The organism is Rania fehmarnensis, assembly GCF_056494185.1.
Genome location: NZ_CM151398.1, coordinates 4,566,749 through 4,589,352, shown reverse-complemented (window position 1 = coordinate 4,589,352; position 22,604 = coordinate 4,566,749). Strand labels below are relative to the sequence as shown.

Annotated in this window: 1 protein-coding gene; it reads left to right on the top strand. The window is 54.4% G+C overall.

Annotation, left to right across the window (positions count from 1 at the left end):
- Positions 1-266 precede the first annotated feature (266 nt).
- Entirely contained in the window at positions 267-22,451 is a 22,185-nt protein-coding gene (locus SH573x_RS15690) for a cadherin domain-containing protein (protein ID WP_479356533.1), read from the top strand.
- Positions 22,452-22,604 lie beyond the last annotated feature (153 nt).

The following is a 22,604-nucleotide window of genomic DNA, read 5'->3' as shown; positions in this document are numbered from 1 at the left end:
AATCGCTAATTTCCACGTAGAGCGCTAAGTCAACGAGTTTGCTACGGCTTTTCTGTCACCAAAGTTTGCAATCTTTAAGTTATCACGTAAGCTTCGGTGCCGCGGTGTGCGCACTACTGGAAGGGAGCCTTTTGTTCGTTTTTCAGTGCACTCGGCTGGGCTCCCCCTCTGCCCTTTGACCAAGTGTTGCCCTTAGTGGTCGTTCAGCAAGTTGCAGGTCGAACGAAGACACTGCGGGACGTATCTGTCGTGAGTCGAGGGGTGGGATGATTAGGAAATATCTCGCTTGGGTGCGCGAACTGACTCAAAGCATGTTAGGGCCAGGCTCGACTTCCAACTCATTGGAAATTGATGCTTGCTGGCTGGAAGACCGTTTGCTCTATTCTGCTACGGCTTTGCCTATCGACTTCGATGGCTCGACGGAATTCGTCAATCCCCAAGTATCTCAGGGCGAGATTGATTCGCTGCTAGCGCTTGTAAACGCAGAACTGAATGCGGACGATATTGCTCCGTCAAACGCTGCGACAACCGATCTTGCTCCTGCAATTAGTCACTCCGACGATCCGCACAAGAATCAAGTAGCGTTTGTTGACGCTGGACTGGACAACCTTGAGCAGTTGCTAGATCAACTGCAGACGACGTTCGACTCAAATGACAGTTCGCTCGAAGTCGTCTTGATTGACCGCAACGCTAGCGGCATTGAACAGGTCAGTAACTTCTTTGCCGGTGCCGAGCATGATTATTCGGCGGTACACCTGGTCACCCACGGTGGAAGCGGGCAATTCCAACTGGGTAGCGACTGGATCAACATCTACTCGCTGGATGAACATCGCCAGCAGATTGCCGCCTGGCAAGACGCACTGACCGCTGACGCGGACCTGTTGATATATGGCTGCCAGGTCGCAAGTACGGCTGATGGCCAAGCACTAGGACATGAACTAGCAACGCTCCTCAATGTCGATGTAGCGCTCAGCGATGATGCCACAGGGTCGAGCGCATTGGGCGCCGACTGGGACTTAGAATTTCAGGTTGGCCTGATCGAAACGCAGCATGCAGTCGTACTGAACAGCGATGATCGATGGGATGGGTTGTTGGCAACCTATACGGTGACCAACATCAACGACAGCGGTGCTGGTTCGCTACGACAAGCCGTGTTGGATGCCAATGCGAACGCGGGGGCTGATACGATCAATTTTAATATTGCCGGCGCTGGCACGCACACCATCAACCTGACGTCGCTGCTGCCGACGATCACCGGCCAAACAACCATCAACGCCACGACCGAATCCGATTTTTCGAGCACACCACTAATCGTGCTCAGTGGAGGTGGAACGCTGTCGGACGGGTTCATGCTCGGCAGTACCAGTAGCGGCAGCACGATTCGTGGCTTCATTATCCATGGCTTCTCCAATGGCATTTCGATTTCTGATTCTGGTTCGCATGTGATTGCTGGTAACTGGATCGGTACTTCGGTGACAGGTAATACATCCGCTGGTAACGTAGTCCACGGTCTGAACTTGTGGAACGCAACCAACAACACGATTGGCGGAACGACCGCTTTGGATCGGAACGTAATCTCCGGCGCTACCAATATTGGTATCAACTTAACCGGAGCCAGCACAGGCAATCAAATTCGTGGCAACTACATCGGCATTGGTGCTGATGGTACGAGCGACGTGGGCAATCGCTGGTTTGGTATTTATTCATCCGCTGCCAATAACATGATCGGTGGTAGCGATGCGGGGGCGGGAAATGTCATAAGCGGCACTGGCACCAGTGGCGGCGGTGCCATAGGCATTCATTTATCCGCGACCGCTTCAGGCACGACTCTCCAAGGCAATATCATTGGCTTGAATGCAGCTGGTACATCCGCGGTGGCCAACGATGGCGACGGACTCAATATTCACTCCAGCAACAACACGATTGGTGGTAGTACGGCCGCGATGCGAAATGTTATTTCGGGTAACAATGCTTCTGGCGTCTCGGTGGATGGCAGTAGTAATGTGATTCGCGGAAACTATATTGGCTTGGCTAACGACGGAACTACTAGTATTGGAAATGCATGGGACGGAATAACCATTGCAGGCAGCAACAATACAGTTGGCGGAACTGGCGTTTCAGGTGGTAACACCATCGCTAACAACGGAGACGACGGTATCGAAGTGATCGGATCTGGTACTGGCAACTCGTTCCTCGGAAACAGTATCTACAATAACTCGAGCATGGCTATCGACTTGGGTGGCAATAATTCAACGCCAACCTTCAACGATTTCAATGACAATGATTCAGGTACCAACGGACTTCAAAACTTTCCAGTGCTAAAGACGGCGACGACCATCAATGGCAATACAACGATCACCGGCAAGCTAAACTCGACTGCTAACACAACTTATCGCATCGAGTTCTACTCCAACCCTTACGGTACAGCCGAGTCCACGGGTTACGGGGAAGCGAGAATTTATCTAGGCTCGACATCAGTTACGACCGATGCCAATGGTAACGTATCGATCAGCGCGACGTTGAACGGAGTATCTTTGACTACAGGGAGTACTGTGACGGCTACGGCGACGGTCGATCTGTCGGGCGGCATCTTTGGATCGACCTCGGAGTTCGGAGGGAACATCGTCGCCAACGAAGCCAACTTGCTGATCTCAGGCAGCTACACAGGCAACGGGAGTGACAATCGCATAATCGCTGGTCTCGGCTTTCGTGCGGAAGTGATCATCGTGATGAGCAGCAATGGCACCATCATTCGCACATCGACGATGGCTGGCGATATATCGAAAATCGGCGGGGCTTACACCGCGGTTATTTCGGATGCAATTCAATCGATCACGAGCGATGGCTTCACCGTGGGCACGAACTCGTACGCCAACACCAGCGGTATCACTTATCATTGGGTCGCTTTCGGTGCTGGTGACAACTTGGATGTTGGCCAGTACACAGGTAACGGCACGTCTCAAACCATCAGCAACGTTGGCTTTCAAGCCGAAACGGCCTTCGTCTTGGGAGAATCCAGCAGTCAAACAGTCTTCCGCACCAATCAATCCACCAGTACATTCGACCTTTCCAATAACGGCGCTTATGCGGGAGGCATTACATCTTTCAGCAGCGACAGTTTCGCGCTGGGTAATTCCTTGGCAACCAATCAAAGCGCGATCAACTATCACTATTTTGCATTCAATGACAATTCCAACTACTTTCGGACAGGGGCTTACACGGGCAACGGTGTAGACGACCGCAACATTACGGGTGTTGGGTTTGAATCGGAATTCATCATTGTCAAAGCGACGTCAGCCAATAACTATGCCATTGGTAAGACCGAATCAACCGGCTACAACGTCAACGCCAACGTGGCGGGTGCAACGAACCAGACGCAAGCCCTTCAGTCTGATGGATTTCAAGTTGGCAGTGACGCAACTGTCAATCAGAATGGCGTCAATTTTATGTACCTCGCATGGAAGCAAAATGATGTGCCAATGTTCGTAACCACCACAGGCGACACAACTGGCGGCACGACGACATCCACGCTGGCCCTGCGGGCCAACCAAGGCGGCGACAATGCCATTTCGTTACGAGAAGCCATTTTGGCTGCCAACGCGACTCGCAACGTAAATGGTATCGTCGATGAAATCAATTTTGCCATCAGCGGATCAGGCATCCAAACGATTACCATTGGAACGATAGGCCTAGCCGACATCACTGATGCTGTAAAGATCGACGCGTGGACACAGTCAGGTTACAGTTCGACACCAGTGATCGAACTCAACGGTGGTAACACAGGCACCACCAAAGATGGATTTCGCTTGGCATCGGGCAGCAGCGGCAGCACGATTCGCGGCTTTATCATCAATCGATTCACCGGCGACGGAATCGAGATCAACTCATCTAACAACAACGTTATTGAGGGGAACTGGATCGGTTTGAGCAACACGGGTAACAGCGCATCTGCCAATTCGCTGCGGGGCTTGTACGCGATCAATAGCACTGGACTTACCATCGGTGGGACCAGCACCTCCAGCCGCAATGTGATCTCGGGAAATACGCAACAAGGAATCTATTTCGACAACGTTGACAACAGCTATGTCTACGGGAACTACGTCGGTACCAATTCCGCAGGTACAACGGATATCAATGGATGGACGTCCAATACGGCGCAATCAGGCTTCGTTCTGCTCAATGGCTCCAGCGGCAATCAGATTGGCGACTCTACACTGGCCGGTGCGCGAAATGTCTTTTCCGGTAACAATCACTATGGAGTTGAAATCCAGAGCTTGACGTCGACAAACAACACAGTATCCGGCAACTATATCGGCACCGATGCAACTGGTTTGACCGGTCTGGGCAACGTGAATGGTGGCTTCTCGTTCTGGGGATCTGGAACCGGCAATCTACTCGCGAACAATGTTGTTTCAGCCAACGGTTCGTTGGGAGTTTTGGTTGGTAGCGGGGCTACTTCGGCTCAGATTCAGGGCAACATTATTGGGCTGGGGTCCGATGGCTCCACGATACTAGGCAATGCGCTGCACGGCATCTTAGTAACCGGAGCTTCGACCAGCACGCTGATCGGAACGAATGCCGACGGAAGCAACGATGCTACCGAAGCGAATACCATTAGTGGCAATGCCAACGGGATCATCGTCGACACCGCTGGCACGACAGGCACGATGATCTATGGCAACTTGATCGGTACGACTACATCGGGAAATGCTGCTCGTGGTAATACGTTTGACGGGATACGTGTTGAAGCCAGCGCGACGGGAACCCTGATCGGAGGATCCGGCGCAGCGCGTCGAAACATCATCGCCGGGAATGGACAGGACGGCGTTCATATTGACGGCGAAACAACCGACGGCAACACCATTCAAAATAACTGGATAGGTCTGGCCGCGGACGGTGTCACGGTTCTCGGCAACGGAGGGGATGGAATCTATATCAGCGGCGGTGCTGACAATACGGTCATCGGAGGCATCAGTCTGGGCAACGTGATTCTTGGCTCGCGTTATGTTGGCATTGAGATCGATGGCGCATCCACAGGCACATCGATTCTTGGTAACTTTATCGGTATCAATATCGCTGGGACAGTTATCCAGGGATCGGGAGAGAGTGGTATTCTCCTTGAAAATGGGGCGGCGAGCACCACGATCGGTGGCACAACGGCCGGACAGGGAAACACCGTTGTCGATAGTGGTCGCCTCAACGCAACCTGGCAAAGTGGAGTGAGCATATCTTCGACCGCAGGAGCCAGCAACAGCATCATCGGCAACTCCATCTATGACAACCGAGGTCTTGGGATTGATCTTGGGACATCCGGTGTCACGGCCAACGATAACCTGGATGCCGATTCCGGGCCAAACACGCTGCAGAACACTCCTGTTCTAACGTCTGCCGCGACCAACGGTTCGACCGTTACGATCAGCGGTACGCTCAACACACTCGCCAGCACGGCAGGCGTACTGATTCACTTCTACGCGACTCCGTCAACAGGCACGGTCAATACACGCCAGGGCCGGCGCTATATCGGTTCGACAACTGTGAGTACCAATGGAAGCGGCGATGCAACGTTCACAAATGTTTCGCTGTCTGCCACAGTAGCTGCCGGTGAGCTGGTCACAGCCACCACCACGCGGTCATCCAACACGTCAGAGTTCTCTCAATCAATCGTCGCGACGGCTTCTGCAGGCAATTCGGATCCGTCGAACAGCGCTTTGACTTCGACAATGGATGGCGGAGTTACCATCAACAGCGGTTCGGGAAACAGCACGTATCTTGAAGCCGCCAACGGCAGTTCGATCCTCGGCGGCCTGACTCAGTTCTCCATGGAGTTCGACTTCCAGGCAGAGACAATTGTCGATGGCCGACAGTACACATTCGCGTCGTACGCGACGCCCACTGATGGCGACGTATTGTACTTTGGAGCCTTCAAATCCGGGGCAACGGAGCTCATTACCCTGCAGATCAATGGGGTAGTTACTAGCATCTCAACTGCGGACGTGGACGCCATCTTTGATGGTAATCGCCACTCCATGACTGCGACCTGGAGTCAGACCAGCGGTGCCTGGTCCATTTATCTCGATGGTACCCTGCTGGGTGCTGGTACGGGTCTGGCTACTGGCCAAACATTGGCATCGGGTGGTTCCCTTGTCATCGGTCAGGATATGGATGCCGGAGGCGACTCATGGCAGGTCAATCCGGGCAGCGTGTTCAAAGGTACGTTCTACGACGTCCGATTCTTCAACGACGTTCGAACTGCGAATGAGATTGCAGCCAACTATCGAAGCACGCTTCCGTTCAACGAAAGCGGGATGGTTGCCAACTGGCGAATGAATGATCTGTCGACCGCCGGAGTGATCACCGATGCTGTCAGTGGCAATAGCCTGACCGCTCGTCAGATGACATCGCCATCGTTTACTGCATCCACACCAACCCTTTCTCTCGAGGCTAATGAGAACTCTACGACAGGAACGATCTTGGGAACCGTCAATGGCACGGACCTCAATCGTGAAGTGAGAATTGCTGCCCTGTTGTCTGCCGATACAAGCCTACGGTACAGCGCTGAAACTCAACAGTTCTATAAAGTCATATCGAGCTCTGGTACCTGGTCCGGAGCTCAGACTGGCGCCACTTCCACCGCGCTCAATGGGGTTGGTGGCCAGTTGGCTACGATCACATCTGCAACAGAGAATTCCCTCATCACCAGTATGCTAACGGGAACTGCTTGGCTGGGCGGCAGCGACTCGCTCAATGAGGGCGTTTGGCTCTGGTACTCGGGAACCACCGCTGGCAATCAATTCTGGCAGGGTTCGAATTCTGGCTACGCTGTGAACGACAGCTATACCAACTTCCAATCCGCCGAGCCAAATGATTGGGGTGGTAACGAAGACTTCCTGGAAATCAATACCGCTGGTCAGTGGAATGATAGTTCGTCTTCGGCGACCCAAGGTTTCTACGTCGTCGAATGGAATGCCGATGATGTCCTCGACGCAACAAACGCCGTTACGTATTCGATCACGTCCCAGACCGTCGCTGGCGCCTTTGCCATCAACAGTGACTCCGGTGTCATCACGGTCGCGAATGGTTCGCTGCTGGACTTCGAATCACAGACCAGTCACACGCTGACCGTTCGAGTAACCGATGGCAGCGGTGCGACGTTCGACAGAGCGTTCACAGTTTCGTTAAGTGACCTAACAGAACAATCCAACGCGCCGACGAGTCTTTCGAGCGGTATCGAGCTGAACACCGACGGCGGAAATGATGCCTATTTGAGTGCCGCCAATGGTGGCGCCGTGATGGGTGGATTGACATCAATGACATTCGAAACCACGTTTCGGATTGAGAGCGGTCCGCGAGCCACATTTGCCTCCTATGCATCTGCTTCGCAATCGAATGAATTCAATCTCTACGTGAATTCCAGTGGAAACCTGGCATTTCACATCAATGGGAGCTCTGTTGCCACGGCAGTGAATCAGAGTGCCTTTAATGACGGGGATATCCATAGCCTGGCGTTTAGCTGGGACAACACGGCCGGTTCATGGCACATCTATTTGGACGGCGACCTGGCAGCTACTGGCACGGGGCATGCCGTTGGTGCGACGATTGACGCGGGCGGCACGTTGATCATTGGCCAGGAACAGGATGCCCTGGGCGGCGGGTTCGAAAGTGCCGAAGCCTTCAAGGGCACTCTGTACGACGTCCGCATATGGAACCAGGTCCGCAGCGAAGCGGAAATTGCTCTGAACTATCAAAACAAGTTTGCGGCAGGCAGTCTTCCATCCGGTCTGATTGCCAATTGGCAGATGGATGGTCTTAACGGATCGAGTCAAGTCGTTGATGCTGTCAGCGGCAACAACTTGAACATTGGACATGCAACCGGAGCGGGCTTTACCGCCAGCACACCGGTGGGCGATTTGTATGTCAGCGAAAATGCCACCAACGGAACCAGTGTTGGGTTTGTCCTGCCAAGCGATCCGAATGTCAGCAACGATATTGTCAATGATGGACTGTTCCTCGAGGGCCCCAACCCGGGTACGTACGTGGACTATTCCGTCGGTCAGTCATTCGGAAACTGGACGGTTCGATTGGGCAACGTCAGTTACCACGGCACTGAAACCCAAGCATCGCCACTGGGAGGCCGCACGGTCGATCTGAACGGATCGACGGCAGGCGGGATTTATCAGACGCTCGACACCGTGGCCGGTCGGCAATATCAAGTTGTTTTTGCGATGTCAGGGCACTGGGGAGGTGGTGATGCGGTCAAGGATTTGCGTGTCAGTGCGGACGGCACCAGTCAAGACTTTTCGATGACGCAACCGGCAGGTTGGTCAACCAGTAACATGCTGTTTGCCAATCGGTCGTTTACCTTTACTGCAACCGACGCTTCGACCGAGCTCGATTTTGCCTCGCTCGATACGGCTGGCGGAAATACTGGACCTGTCATCGGCGACATCCGCGTCATCGAAATCCCCGCCGCCGTCACCACGATCCTCAACAACGATGCAACGCTCAGCTACGATGCTGCCACGGGCAAGTTCTATCGTTCCGTTGGAACCTACGCGACCTGGGCCACAGCACGCACCGCCGCGACTACCGCGACGGTCAATGGAGTCAGCGGTCAATTGGTCACGATTGGCTCGCAGTACGAAAACAGTCTGGTGCAATCGTTTGCGCAATCCCTTGGCGAGAACGTCTTCATCGGAGCAACCGATTCGACCACCGAAGGCACCTGGCGATGGCAAACCGGAAGTGCCAGTGGCTCAACGTTCTGGATCGGAGGTGCCGCGGGTACCCAACAAGCCAACCAGTGGTCCAACTGGACGGCCGGCGAGCCAAGCGATTCCGGCGGAGCTGAAGACTTTGCGATGCTCACACGCTCCACTGGGTCCTGGAATGACGTCGGGAGTGCGACCAGTTCGTTCTACGTCATCGAATGGGACGCCAGCGAAGTAATTAGCAACTTCACCTACAGCCTGACCAGCAATCCTGGCGGTGCGTTTGCGATCAACAGCAACACCGGTGAAATCACCGTTACCAACAGCGCTCAACTCGACGCGGACTCCGCGCCGACTCGAACGATTGTTGTTCAGGTCTCCGATGCATCCGGAAACAGCTATTCGGAAGCCATCACAGTCAGCCTTAGCAGCAGCAACGAAGCACCGACTTTCTCGGTTGGCAATGGCCGCAACTACACAACGCAGGCCGGCATGGAGTTCGGCAACGCTGTGGCGCAACAGACGGATGGCAAGTACGTCATGGCGGGTTGGAGCGATGTCAACGGAACTCGCGACTTCGCCGTGGCTCGCTACAACTACGATGGCTCGCTGGACACAACCTTCGGCAGCGGAAATGGCTATGTCATCACCACGGTCGGAACAGGTGCCGATGAAGCTCAAGACATCCGCGTGCTCTCCAACGGAAAGATCCTGGTGCAAGGCTACGCGATCAACGGGGGTAGCAACGATATTGCGTTCGTTCAGTACAACTCCGATGGCTCGCTCGACACCAGCTTCGGTGGCGGGACGGGTAAAGCCATGTCGGGTAGCGCGGGTGAAGATACCGGCTACAGCATGGCCATCCAAAGCGATGGCAAGATCCTCGTCGGTGGAACCAATGGCGGCGATTTCCTGGTCGCCCGATTCAACAGCAACGGATCGCTCGACACCTCGTTTGGAACGTCGGGGCGAGTCACAACCGATTTCGCGGGCAGTAGCGACACCGGTCGAAGCATTGTGCTGCAGACGGATGGCAAGTTCCTCCTCGCTGGGCAGTCCTACAACAACACAACGTTCACCGACTATGCGGTTGCTCGTTACAACAGCGATGGTTCGCTGGATACTACTTTCAACTCGACTGGTCGGGTCAACATCGATTTCGGCGGCGGCAGCACCGATATTGGTTACGGTGTGGCCGTTCAGGCAGATGGCAGAATTCTGGTGACAGGCTTTACCAACCTGCTTGGAACATCCGACGTTGGCCTCATTCGCTTAACCTCGACCGGTTCGCTCGACGCAACCTTCGGTAGCGGCGGCGGAGTCATGACCCAAATCGGCTCTTCGAGCGACTTTGGTAATGACGTGAAAGTCCAAGCCGATGGTAAGATCTTGGTCAGCGGCTATGCCAGTGTCGCTGGTAATGATTTCACCGTAGTTCGCTACAATTCCGACGGTAGCCTCGATACTACGTTCAATAGTACAGGTATCGCCGCGACCAACTTTAATGCGACTACCGACGACCGCGGGACTCGGATGTTCGTTCAAGCCGACGGGAAGATTGTTCTCGCAGGTTCGACAACCCAAGCTGGCACCTATGACTTGGCCATCGCTCGCTACAACTCAGATGGCTCAGCTGACACCACCTTCAACCCATCCGACACGCTTGGCGGAACCGTTAGCTACACGGAAAATGGCACAGCAGTCGTTCTGGATAGCAATGTTCAGATACTGGATGCCGAGCTATCGAGCACGAATAACTTCAGCGGGGCCACGTTAACGCTCGTTCGCAACGGTGGCGCGAATTCACAGGATGTCTTCTCTGCATCGGGTACGCTGAGCGCGCTTACCCAAGGGGGCAATCTTGTCGTTGGCGGTACGACTATCGGTACAGTGACTACCAACAGCAGCGGGTCGTTGGTTTTGACATTCAACAGCAGCGCCACGCAAACGCTCGTCAACTCGGCCATGCGTCAGATTGCCTACAGTAACAGTAGCGACGCACCACCAGCGAGCATGCAAGTGAACTGGACATTCAACGACGGCAACTCGAGTTCTCAAGGAACCGGTGGAGCCTTAACTGCGACCGGCAACGTCACTGTTAGCATTACTGCAGTCAATGATGCACCTGTCCTGGACAATACGGGCACAATAACTCTGACGACGATCACCGAAGATCAAACAACCAACGGAGGGCAAACAGTCGCTTCAATCATTTCCAGTGCGGGTGGCGATCGAATCACTGATGCCGACACGAGTGCAATTGAAGGAATCGCTATCACGGCGACCACCAATGGCAATGGATCGTGGCAATACTCAACAGACAGCGGAAGTAATTGGACATCGATCGGTACCGTATCTGGTAGTTCGGCGTTGCTACTGCGTAGCACCGACATGTTGCGCTTCGTCCCTAATGGTGAGAACGCTACTACAGCCTCATTTGACTTCCGAGCCTGGGACCAAACCAGCGGCACAGTCGGCTCGAAAGTGGATGTCAGTGCGAATGGGACTACGACTGCGTTCAGTACAGCGACCGAAACGGCCCTGATCACCGTTACGGCCGTTAACGATAACATCGGTCCACTCAGCGATACCAATGCGAGTGCTAATACCGTCGCAGAGGATGCGACCATTGGCACGACCGTAGGCATAACCGCTCTAGCAACGGATGTCGACTCAGGCGATACCGTTACCTACTCGTTGGACTTCAGCGCGGGCGGACGTTATGCGATCGATGGGTCAACTGGGGTTGTCACGGTTGCGGGAGCATTGAACGCAGAGAATCAGTTCTTCGAAACGATCGTCGTTCGCGCAACCAGCAGCGACGGTAGTTCCGCCACCCAAGCTTATTTCATCACCGTAACTAGTGTGAATGAGGCTCCGAGTGATATACGCATTCCAGTAACTGTGGCGTCCGAAAACTTTGAAAGTGGAGCGAGCGGCTGGAGTAACAATCAAACAGTGTCCGGAGGCGGTACGCTCACGAACTATCTCGGCGGCTGGGGCAATGAAAACGGTGCGACGCAGATCTTCAAGGACTTCAGCCTGTCCGGATCACAATCGAGCGTCACGATCACCTTTGATATGTACGAACTCGATACTTGGGATGGCGAAGCGTTCAAGGTCTGGATCGATGGCGTGGAGTACTGCTCGCAGGACCTGTGGCTGGACGTTTACGGGAATATGTACGTTGGTCGTGAGGGCGAATTTGCCATCACACAACAACTCACCACGGGTGCTACCAATCTCGGCGGCGATGGAGGTTTCGAGGACGAGATCAGGCGATACTCATTCACGGTCAACACGACTGCCTCAAACATTCGTTTGGGTTTCTCCAGCAACCTGGACAGCCCCGCAGCCAATGAGAGTTGGGGCGTCGACAATCTTTCTATCGTCGAAAACCGACCTGCACTCTCGGTCGCCGAGAACTCCGCAAACACGACCGTGGTAGGGACCGTTGGAGGGTACGACGTCGATGCTGGCGCAACGCTGACTTACAGTTTGACCGACGATGCAGGCGGACGTTTTGCGATCGACGCATCCACTGGTCAGATCACGGTCACCGACGGTTCGCTCTTGAACTTTGAGGCAGCAAACTCTCATAACGTTACCGTCCAAATCAGCGATGGCAGTCTGACCTACAGCGAAGCGGTCACGATCAATTTAACCAATGTCAATGAAGCACCTGTTCTCGACATGAGCAACAGTGTTTTCAACTACGATGAAAACGCTTCGCATGTCCGTATTGGTAGCGGGTCTACTATCAGTGATGTGGATGCGGGTGATTTTGCTGGTGGTGTTTTGACAGCGACCATTTCAACCAACGGCACAGTCGATGACCGACTGTTCCTGGTAAGCCAAGGAACTGGTCCAGGACAAGTCGAAGTTGTCGGTTCGCAAGCGTTTATCAACGGTTTACTCGTCGCCACGATCGGCGGTGGCAACGGAGCTGCAGATCCCTTGGTGGTCACCTTCACGGCCAATGCGGATGTCGCGGCTGTCCAGGCTGTCGCCAACCGCGTTAGCTTCCGCAATGTCAGCGACAGTCCGAGTTCGCTGCAACGTACGGTGGAAATGAGTGTGACCGACGGAGACGGTGGAACGAGCAACGTCGATTCCGTGTTGATTAACGTTAATCCCATTAACGATGCACCAGTACTCGACAACTCGGGCAACATGACGCTGACGACAATCACGGAAGACGATATTAGCAACATTGGAAACACTGTCGCAGATATTATCATGTCGGCTGGTGGCAATCGAATCACCGATGTTGACTCGGGTGCGATCGAGGGCGTCGCCATTACCAGTTTGAATACAGGTTACGGAAAGTGGCAGTACTCGATCGACGGCGGCTCGAACTGGCTGGACATTGGTACCGTTTCCACCTCGTCGGCTCTACTATTACGAAGCACCGACTCCATTCGTTTCCTTCCACTGTATGAGAACGGATCGAATCCAGATTTCACCTTCCGCGCCTGGGATCAGACAAGCGGCACAACAGGTACCAAGATTGACACTTCCAGCAACGGTGGCACCACTGCCTTCAGTTCGGCCACCGAAACGGCTTCGATCGTCGTCACCGATATCAACGATGCACCAGTGCTGGATTCCGGCCGAACTCCAGCCTTCAACTCGATGAACGAAGACGCTGGGTTGGTGCAATCGGTCGCAACTTTGATTGACTTCCAGTTGCCTGGGGGCCAGATCGACAATGCCGCCGATGATGATATTGGTGCCCAACTGGGTATTGCCATTACTGGTGCAAACTCCAGCTTTGGAACTTGGTCGTACTCGATCAACAATGGAGCCAACTGGTTTGCCCTAGGCGCAGTTAGCGATACAAATGCTCGGTTGCTGACGGCAGATAGCACGACGCTGCTGTACTTCGCACCCAGTGCAAACTATCACGGCACCATTAGCGATGCGATTACTTTCCGAGCTTGGGATCGATCAAGCGGCACTAACGGTGGTTTGGCAGATACTTCAACCAACGGTGGAATAACAGCGTTTTCAACGACGTCCGATGTGGCTGCCCTCACTGTTAATTCGGTGAATGATGCGCCTGCTTCAATTGCCGACACTGCCAATGCAACGGAGGCCAGTGGCATCGCCAATGGCACCGCCGGAAATAATCCAGCTGGCAACGTTCTCGACAACGATACCGATGTCGACACAAGTGAAACCAAGACGGTGATCGGGGTCATGGCTGGAGTTCAGGCTTCTGCTAGTGGATCCGTTGATGTATCCGTCAGTGGTTTTTACGGCTCGATCAGCATTGCCGCCGATGGTTCTTACACCTACCTTGTTGAAAATAGCAACGCTGCTGTTCAAGCACTTCGAACGGCGGGTGACACGCTGCAAGACATTTTCACCTACACCATGCGTGATACCGGTGGTTTGACTAGCACCACGCAGATTACCGTTACCATTCAAGGTGCCAACGATGCGCCGACACAGACGACAATCGAAGCAGCGGCGCTGGCCTACACGGAAAACGCAGCGCCAGTTGCAATCACTTCCACACTTGACGTTACCGATGTGGACGATGCAACCTTTACTTCAGCCACTGTGCAGATCACGAGTAACTACGCAACTGGTGAAGATCTACTGGACTTTGTCGATCAAAATGGAATCATTGGCTCTTGGAATGCAGGCACGGGTACGCTAACACTCACGGGTTCGGCCAGCCAAGCGGATTACGTGACGGCGCTACGCTCGGTGACCTATACAAACAGCAGTGAAAGCCCATCAACCGCCACCCGGAGTGTCAGCTTTACCATCAGCGACGGCGACGAAACCAGTACAACTGTTAGTCGTGATATCTTGGTAACGTCCATCAACGATGCCCCACTGCTCAGCATGCCTGGCTCACAAGTCATTCCGGTTAACGGCACTCTGACACTTAGCGGGGCTCATGCGATTCAAATTGCCGATGTCGATGCCAGTGCCAATATCATCCAAGTTACTCTGTCCGTAGCCCATGGTACCGCCACGCTCGCAACCACCACGGGCCTGACTCTCTTGACAGGTGATGGAACATCCGACAGTTATATGGAGATTCGCGGAGCACTATCGGCGATTAATACCGCTCTGGATGGTTTGATCTACACGCCCAACGCCGGTTTCAGCGGTACAGCCGCGATTACTGTGGCTGTGGACGACTTAGGCAATACCGGCAGCGGAGGCAATTTGACGGAAAGCGATATAGTCTACGTACAAGTTGGCGGCGTTCAATTCCAACAAGGTGCCAACAGCTACACGGGTACACAAGACACCTTCGTACGACAATACGCGGTCAACAGCTCTTTCGGCAACAACACGGAAGTCGAACTGAATAACTGGGGCGGCTTTGCCGAACAAGGATTGATTCGCTTTGATTCTCTGTTCGGAACAGGACCAGGACAGATCCTTTCGGGATCCACCATCTTGGACGCGTCTTTGTCGGTCTATGTCTATCATCCTAACGATACCGAATCAGGTTCCGTCGTCGATCTGCATCGCATGTTGGCAAGTTGGTCTGAAGCATCGACATGGAATACGCTTACAGGTGGAGTTACGGCCAACGGAACGGAAGCTGTCGCCGCTGCGACTGCTACTATTTCTGCCACACAGGGTGGGTGGGTTACCTTCACGAACCTCACCGCCGATGTTCAACTGTGGGCCAATGGTCAAACCAATTTGGGCTGGACGCTCCTGACCAATGATTCTGACGCTTGGAACTTCTATTCATCTGAGTACGGCAATGTCACGCTTCGTCCTTACCTGACCATTTCCTATGTCGGACCTCAAGCCCCGTCAGTTGACTTGGACGCCAACAATAGTTCAGGAGTCACAGGCAGCGGATTCGCGAACACTTGGATTGAAAACGGCGGCCCAGTGGCCATCGGCGATATCGATGCCAGCTTGACCGATACTGACAGTGCACAACTGCAGTCGATGACAGTTTCGATTACCGACCTATTGGACGGCACGCTGGAGACACTAACAGCGAACACGGCAGGCACATCGATCACCGCCTCGTACAACAGTGGCAGTGGGGTGCTGACGCTGACTGGTAACGACACACCAGCCCACTATCAACAAGTGTTGCGCTCGATAACCTACGACAACTCCAGTGAAGCCCCCACGACGACCACTCGTTTGATCACAGTTCAAGTGACGGATGCGTTTGCCGTCAGCAACCTGGCGACAGCTACTATCGCGATGACCGCCGTTAACGATGCGCCCGAGTTGGATACTGCCTCAGTCTTTACGATGACGACCATCACTGAAGACGCCGTCAACAACAGTGGTCAGACGGTCGCTTCCATCATTGCTTCCGTAGCGGGTGATGCAATTACTGACGTCGATGGTGCCGGATCAATGGAAGGCATGGCCATTCGCAGCGCGGATGGTGGCGGAGGTACCTGGCAGTACTCGCTCGATGACGGCGCGTCCTGGTTGAACATCGGAGTGGTTTCAAACAACCAGGCCTTGCTGCTGCGTGACACAGATCGCGTTCGCTTGTTACCCGATAGCCAAAACGGAACGGCTGCCAGCTTCACCTTCCGTGCTTGGGATCAGACGAGCGGAGCGGTGGGGACCAAGGTATCGGTCGGTAGTGGCTTCAATGGTGGCACGACGCCGATCAGCAACGCCTTCGGCACGGTCAGCCTGACTGTTACATCGCTCAATGACGACCCTGTTGCCAATAGTGATACGGACATAGCCGTGGAGGCCGGTGGTGCAGCCAATGCTGCGCCCGGTACCAACCCAACTGGAAATGTGCTGAACAACGATACCGATGTAGATACGGGCGACACCCAGACTGTCACAGGCGTGGTCGCTGGCTCGCTCTCCAGCGCCTCGGCCAACGTTGGCCAAGGCGTTAGCGGCACCTATGGTGACTTAACGATCAATGCAGACGGAACGTATAGTTACACGGTCAATAACAACCACACCGCCGTCCAGGCTTTGCGCTCGCTGAGCGACACGCTACTAGATGTGTTCACTTACACAATGCAAGACGGCCATGGCCTTGCCAGCACAACGCAGATCACGATAACCATTCAAGGTGCCAACGATTCTCCGCATGATATCACTGCGGCTGCTTTAAATGTCGACGAGAATGCGAGCGATGGAACTGGAGTCGGTTCAGTCGGCGGACAGGACGTTGATTCAGGCGAAAGCTTTACCTATAGCCTCATAGACTCCGCCGGAGGACGCTTCACAATCGACAATTCTGGCTTGATCAGCGTCGCCAATGGCAGTTTGCTCAACCGCGAGTCGGCCGCTTCACACAGCCTAACGGTTCGCGTGACCGACACAGCCGGAGCGTATTATGACAAGCAATTCCTGGTTGGCATTAATGATCTGAACGAGTTCTCCGTTACGGCGCCTGTCGATGTCAACGGCGCGAGCAACACAATTGCTGAAGATGCGGCCGATGGCACGTTGGTCGGTATCACAGCCTCGTCCAGCGATGCTGATGCGACTGGCAATGTTGTGACGTATAGCTTGGACGATAGCGCTGGCGGCCGCTTTGCCATCAACACGACAACTGGTGTCGTGACCGTGGCCAATGTTTCACTTTTGGATTATGAAACGGCGGCTTTTCACTTGATTACCGTCCGCTCAACATCCCAGGACGGTTCCTCTGCCACTCAGGATTTCACGATTAGTCTGACCGACGTTAATGAGTCGGCCGTCTCAGCCGTCAGCGATAGCGACGCGGCCAACAACTACGTCATCGAGAACGCCACAGTAGGTTCCGTTGTGGGTTTGACTGGCCTGGCTACAGACGCAGATGGAACGGATACGGTAACTTACAGCCTTGACAACAATGCGGGCGGTCGATTCGGTATCAACGCCAGCAGCGGTGTGGTTACTGTAGCTGCCGCTATCGATCGCGAAATGGCTGCGAGTTATAACGTCATCGTCCGCGCCACTAGTTCAGATAACTCCACCTCGACTCAAAGCTTTACCATTCAGATAGGTGACGTCGACGAGTTCGACGTCACCGCTCCAACTGACACCGACTCAGCCGCAGACGCAGTCGATGAGAACGTGACGATTGGCACAACGGTTGGCATCACCGCCAATGCGTTTGATCTGGACGCGACGACCAACACGATCACCTATACACTTACCAGCAACCCGGACAACCTTTTCCAGATCGACATCAACACCGGCGTGATCACTACAGCCGCGGCCATCAATCGCGAAGTGCACGGCGCCAGCCGGTCCATCACCCTCCAAGGAGCATCAAGCGATGGGTCGACAGCTACGCAGTCGTTCACTATCACCATCAACGATCTCGACGAGTTCAACGTCACGACTCCGACTGATACCGACAGCGCTACAGACGAAGTTGATGAAAACGTGGCAATTGGTACAGCGGTCGGCATCACCGCCAATGCGTTTGATCTGGACGCGACGACCAACACGATCACCTATACACTTACCAGCAACCCGGACAACCTGTTCCAGATCGACTCCAACACCGGCGTGATCACCACGGCCGCGGCCATCAATCGCGAAGTGCATGGCACCAGCCGGTCCATCACCGTCCAAGCAGCATCAAGCGATGGGTCGACGGCTACTCAGTCGTTCAACATCACCATCAACGACCTGGACGAGTTCAACGTCACCGCACCAACCGACACCGATATCGCAACCGACGAGGTCGATGAAAACGTCGCGATTGGCACCGCGGTCGGCGTCACCGCCAATGCGTTCGATCTGGATGCGACGACCAACGCGATCACCTATACACTTACCAGCAACCCGGACAATCTGTTCCAGATCGACACCAACACTGGTGTGATCACTACGGCCGCGGCCATCAATGGCGAAGTGCATGGCGCCAGCCGCTCGATCACTGTCCAGGCCGCTTCCAGCGACGGCTCGACCGCTACGCAGTCGTTCAACATCACCATCAACGACCTCGACGAGTTCAACGTCACCGCACCAACTGACACCGATATCGCAACCGACGAAGTTGATGAAAACGTCGCGATTGGCACCGCGGTCGGCGTCACCGCCAATGCGTTTGATCTGGATGCGACGACCAACGCGATCACCTATACGCTTACCAGCAACCCGGACAACCTGTTCCAGATCGATACCAACACCGGCGTGATCACCACGGCCGCGACCATCAATCGCGAAGTGCATGGCGCCAGCCGCTCCATCACCGTCCAAGCAGCATCAAGCGACGGCTCGACAGCTACGCAGTCGTTCACTATCACCATCAACGACCTGGACGAGTTCAACGTCACAGCACCAACCGACACCGATATCGCAACCGACGAGGTCGATGAAAACGTCGCGATTGGCACCGCGGTCGGCGTCACCGCCAATGCGTTTGATCTGGACGCGACGACCAACACAATCACCTATACACTTACCAGCAACCCGGACAACCTGTTCCAGATTGACTCCAATACCGGTGTGATCACCACGGCTGTTGCCATCAATCGCGAAGTGCACGGCACCAGCCGGTCCATCACCGTCCAAGGAGCATCAAGCGATGGGTCGACAGCTACGCAGTCGTTCACTATCACCATCAACGATCTCGACGAGTTCAACGTCACGACTCCGACTGATACCGACAGCGCTACAGACGAAGTTGATGAAAACGTGGCAATTGGTACAGCGGTCGGCATCACTGCCAATGCGTTTGATCTGGACGCGACGACCAACACGATCACCTATACACTCACCAGCAACCCGGACAACCTGTTCCAGATCGACTCCAACACCGGCGTGATCACCACGGCTGTTGCCATCAATCGCGAAGTGCACGGCGCCAGCCGGTCCATCACCCTCCAAGCAGCATCAAGCGATGGGTCGACAGCTACGCAGTCGTTCACTATCACCATCAACGATCTCGACGAGTTCAACGTCACGACTCCGACTGATACCGACAGCGCTACAGACGAAGTTGATGAAAACGTGGCAATTGGTACAGCGGTCGGCATCACTGCCAATGCGTTTGATCTGGACGCGACGACCAACGCGATCACCTATACGCTTACCAGCAACCCGGACAACCTGTTCCAGATCGATACCAACACCGGCGTGATCACCACGGCCGCAGCCATCAATCGCGAAGTGCATGGCGCCAGCCGCTCAATCACTGTCCAGGCCGCTTCCAGCGACGGCTCGACCGCTACGCAGTCGTTCAACATCACCATCAACGACCTGGACGAGTTCAACGTCACAGCACCAACCGACACCGATATCGCAACCGACGAAGTTGATGAAAACGTCGCGATTGGCACCGCGGTCGGCGTCACCGCCAATGCGTTTGATCTGGATGCGACGACCAGCACGATCACCTATACGCTTACCAGCAACCCGGACAACCTGTTCCAGATCGATACCAACACCGGCGTGATCACCACGGCCGCGGCCATCAATCGCGAAGTGCATGGTGCCAGCCGCTCCATCACTGTCCAGGCCGCTTCCAGCGACGGCTCGACCGCTACGCAGTCGTTCAACATCACCATCAACGACCTGGACGAGTTCAACGTCACCGCACCAACCGACACCGATATCGCAACCGACGAGGTCGATGAAAACGTCGCGATTGGCACCGCGGTCGGCGTCACCGCCAATGCGTTCGATCTGGATGCGACGACCAGCACGATCACCTATACACTTACCAGCAACCCGGACAATCTGTTCCAGATCGACACCAACACTGGTGTGATCACTACGGCCGCGGCCATCAATCGCGAAGTGCATGGTGCCAGCCGCTCGATCACCGTACAGGCAGCTTCGAGCGACGGGTCGACGGCTACGCAATCGTTCACTATCACCATCAATGATCTCGATGAGTTTAGTGTCACGAATCCGGTCGATATGGATGCGGCTGTGAACGCAGTGTATGAGAATGCGGTCAATGGTACTGCCGTAGGTATAACAGCGTATGCGTATGATCTGGATGCTACCGCCAATACAATAACCTACGCGCTGGACAGCAATGCTGGCGGTCGGTTTGCGATCGACGCCAGCACTGGGCAAGTCACGGTTGCCAACGGCAGCTTGTTGGATTACGAGGCGGCTGTTAGCCATGTGATTACGGTGCGGGCGACTTCCGCAGATGGGTCGATTGCGACGCAGGATTGGTCAATCTTCTTGCTGGATGTCAGCGAAGCGACTGTCTCGCCGATCAGCGATTCCGACTCGGCTGCCAATTTCACGCTTGAGAATGCAGTGATTGGATCCAGCGTAGGACTAACAGCGTTCGCTTTCGATCCCGACGGTACCGATAGTGTTTTCTATTCGTTAGACGACGATGCAGGTGGTCGTTTTGCGATTAACAGTGCATCTGGTTTGGTCACGGTTGCGGGCTATGTTGATCGCGAAGACGCCGCCAGCTACAGCCTTACGATGCGGGCCACCAGTTCTGACGGTTCGTTCACTACGCAAACAACGGTAATCGCGATAGGGGATATCGACGAATTTGATGTGTCAGCGTTGCTTGATAACGATGCCAGCCCCAATACAGTCGCTGAGAACAGTGTGGCTGGTACCAGTGTAGGTATCGATGTTCATGCCAGCGATGCTGATGCCACGCTGAGCAGTGTAACGTTCGCTTTGCTGGATAACGCCGGCGGCCGCTTTGCGATCAATAGTCAGACTGGGTTGGTATCGGTAGCAGCAGGCGCTAGCCTCAATTTTGAAGTCACTAACCAGTTTACAATCTTGATCCAAGCGTCTTCACAGGACGGTTCTGGGGTGCAGCAGAGCTTTACCATTCAGGTCACTAACGTGAACGAGACGCCAACGGCTAGCGATTTCAGCTTCAGTACATCCAATGTACAAAGCTTGAGTGTCAACGCCTCCACCATTCAAGCTGGTATCAGCGATCCTGATGGGGATGGGACGCTCGTTAGTATTGCGCAAGGACCTGGAAATGGTACTGTGGTTATCGCAGTCGACGGGGCCATTGTGTATTCTGCCGCTGCCGGATTTGTGGGGCGGGATTACTTTACGTATCAAGTATCTGATGGCTCGCTCAGTTCGCTGGCAACCATCACAGTCGATGTCACTCTTCCGCCGGCCATAATTGGAGGCGACATGACCGGTGGTAATTCTGGGGCCAGCAGTTCAAACAACACAGGTTCATCCAGCACGGGTTCATCCGGCACCAGCAGCAGTGACGCGAACTCAACGTCCACAACATCCTCTACGCCTTCTAGTGTCAAGGAAGATCCATCCCAGCCGACTACCGGACCCGTGGGAAACATGCAAGGAAGCGAAGCGGCTCGGCAACAAAATAGTCCGCATACCGAGTCTCACGGAATGACCGACAGTCTTGGGGTCAGCGCTCAGGCGGAGGTAGCCAGGAGTCACGATGCAGGCGTCGTACAAGCGGCGCTGAACTTGAGCGGTCTCAGCTGGAGTCCGGTGACCGTCTCGGGGTTCGAAGGCCGTTATCATGATGACGACCAGGCTATGCGTCTAGCTTCGCGTAGATTGGGAGACGGCTTCTTGTTACCGAGCGAAGATATTGTGTCAGCCGACCAAGAGATCAATCAGAACAGTTTTTCGTTTTCCGAACCTGCCAAGTGGACGGTAATTAGCACCGGTGTGGTTGTCTGGGCATTTCGCTTGGGTCACATCATCACCACCTTCGCCTCAACCGCGTCAGCCTGGATTCAGTTCGATCCGCTAATCATTATTCAAAACTCGAATAAAACGGACGAAGATGAAGCCGAAGGCAAGATCTTTGATGTGGACCGGAAACGGTAAGCACGTCGACACATCCAATACGGGAGATTGCAGCCAGTGTCACCGCTATAATGATTGGAGTGTCGTGTGTTAAGAGTTGAACGACAGTGTCCAGGAACCAGTGTGTTGAGTCTCGCTGATGATTGTTTACGGTGGTGCTGGGTCTTAGTGCGG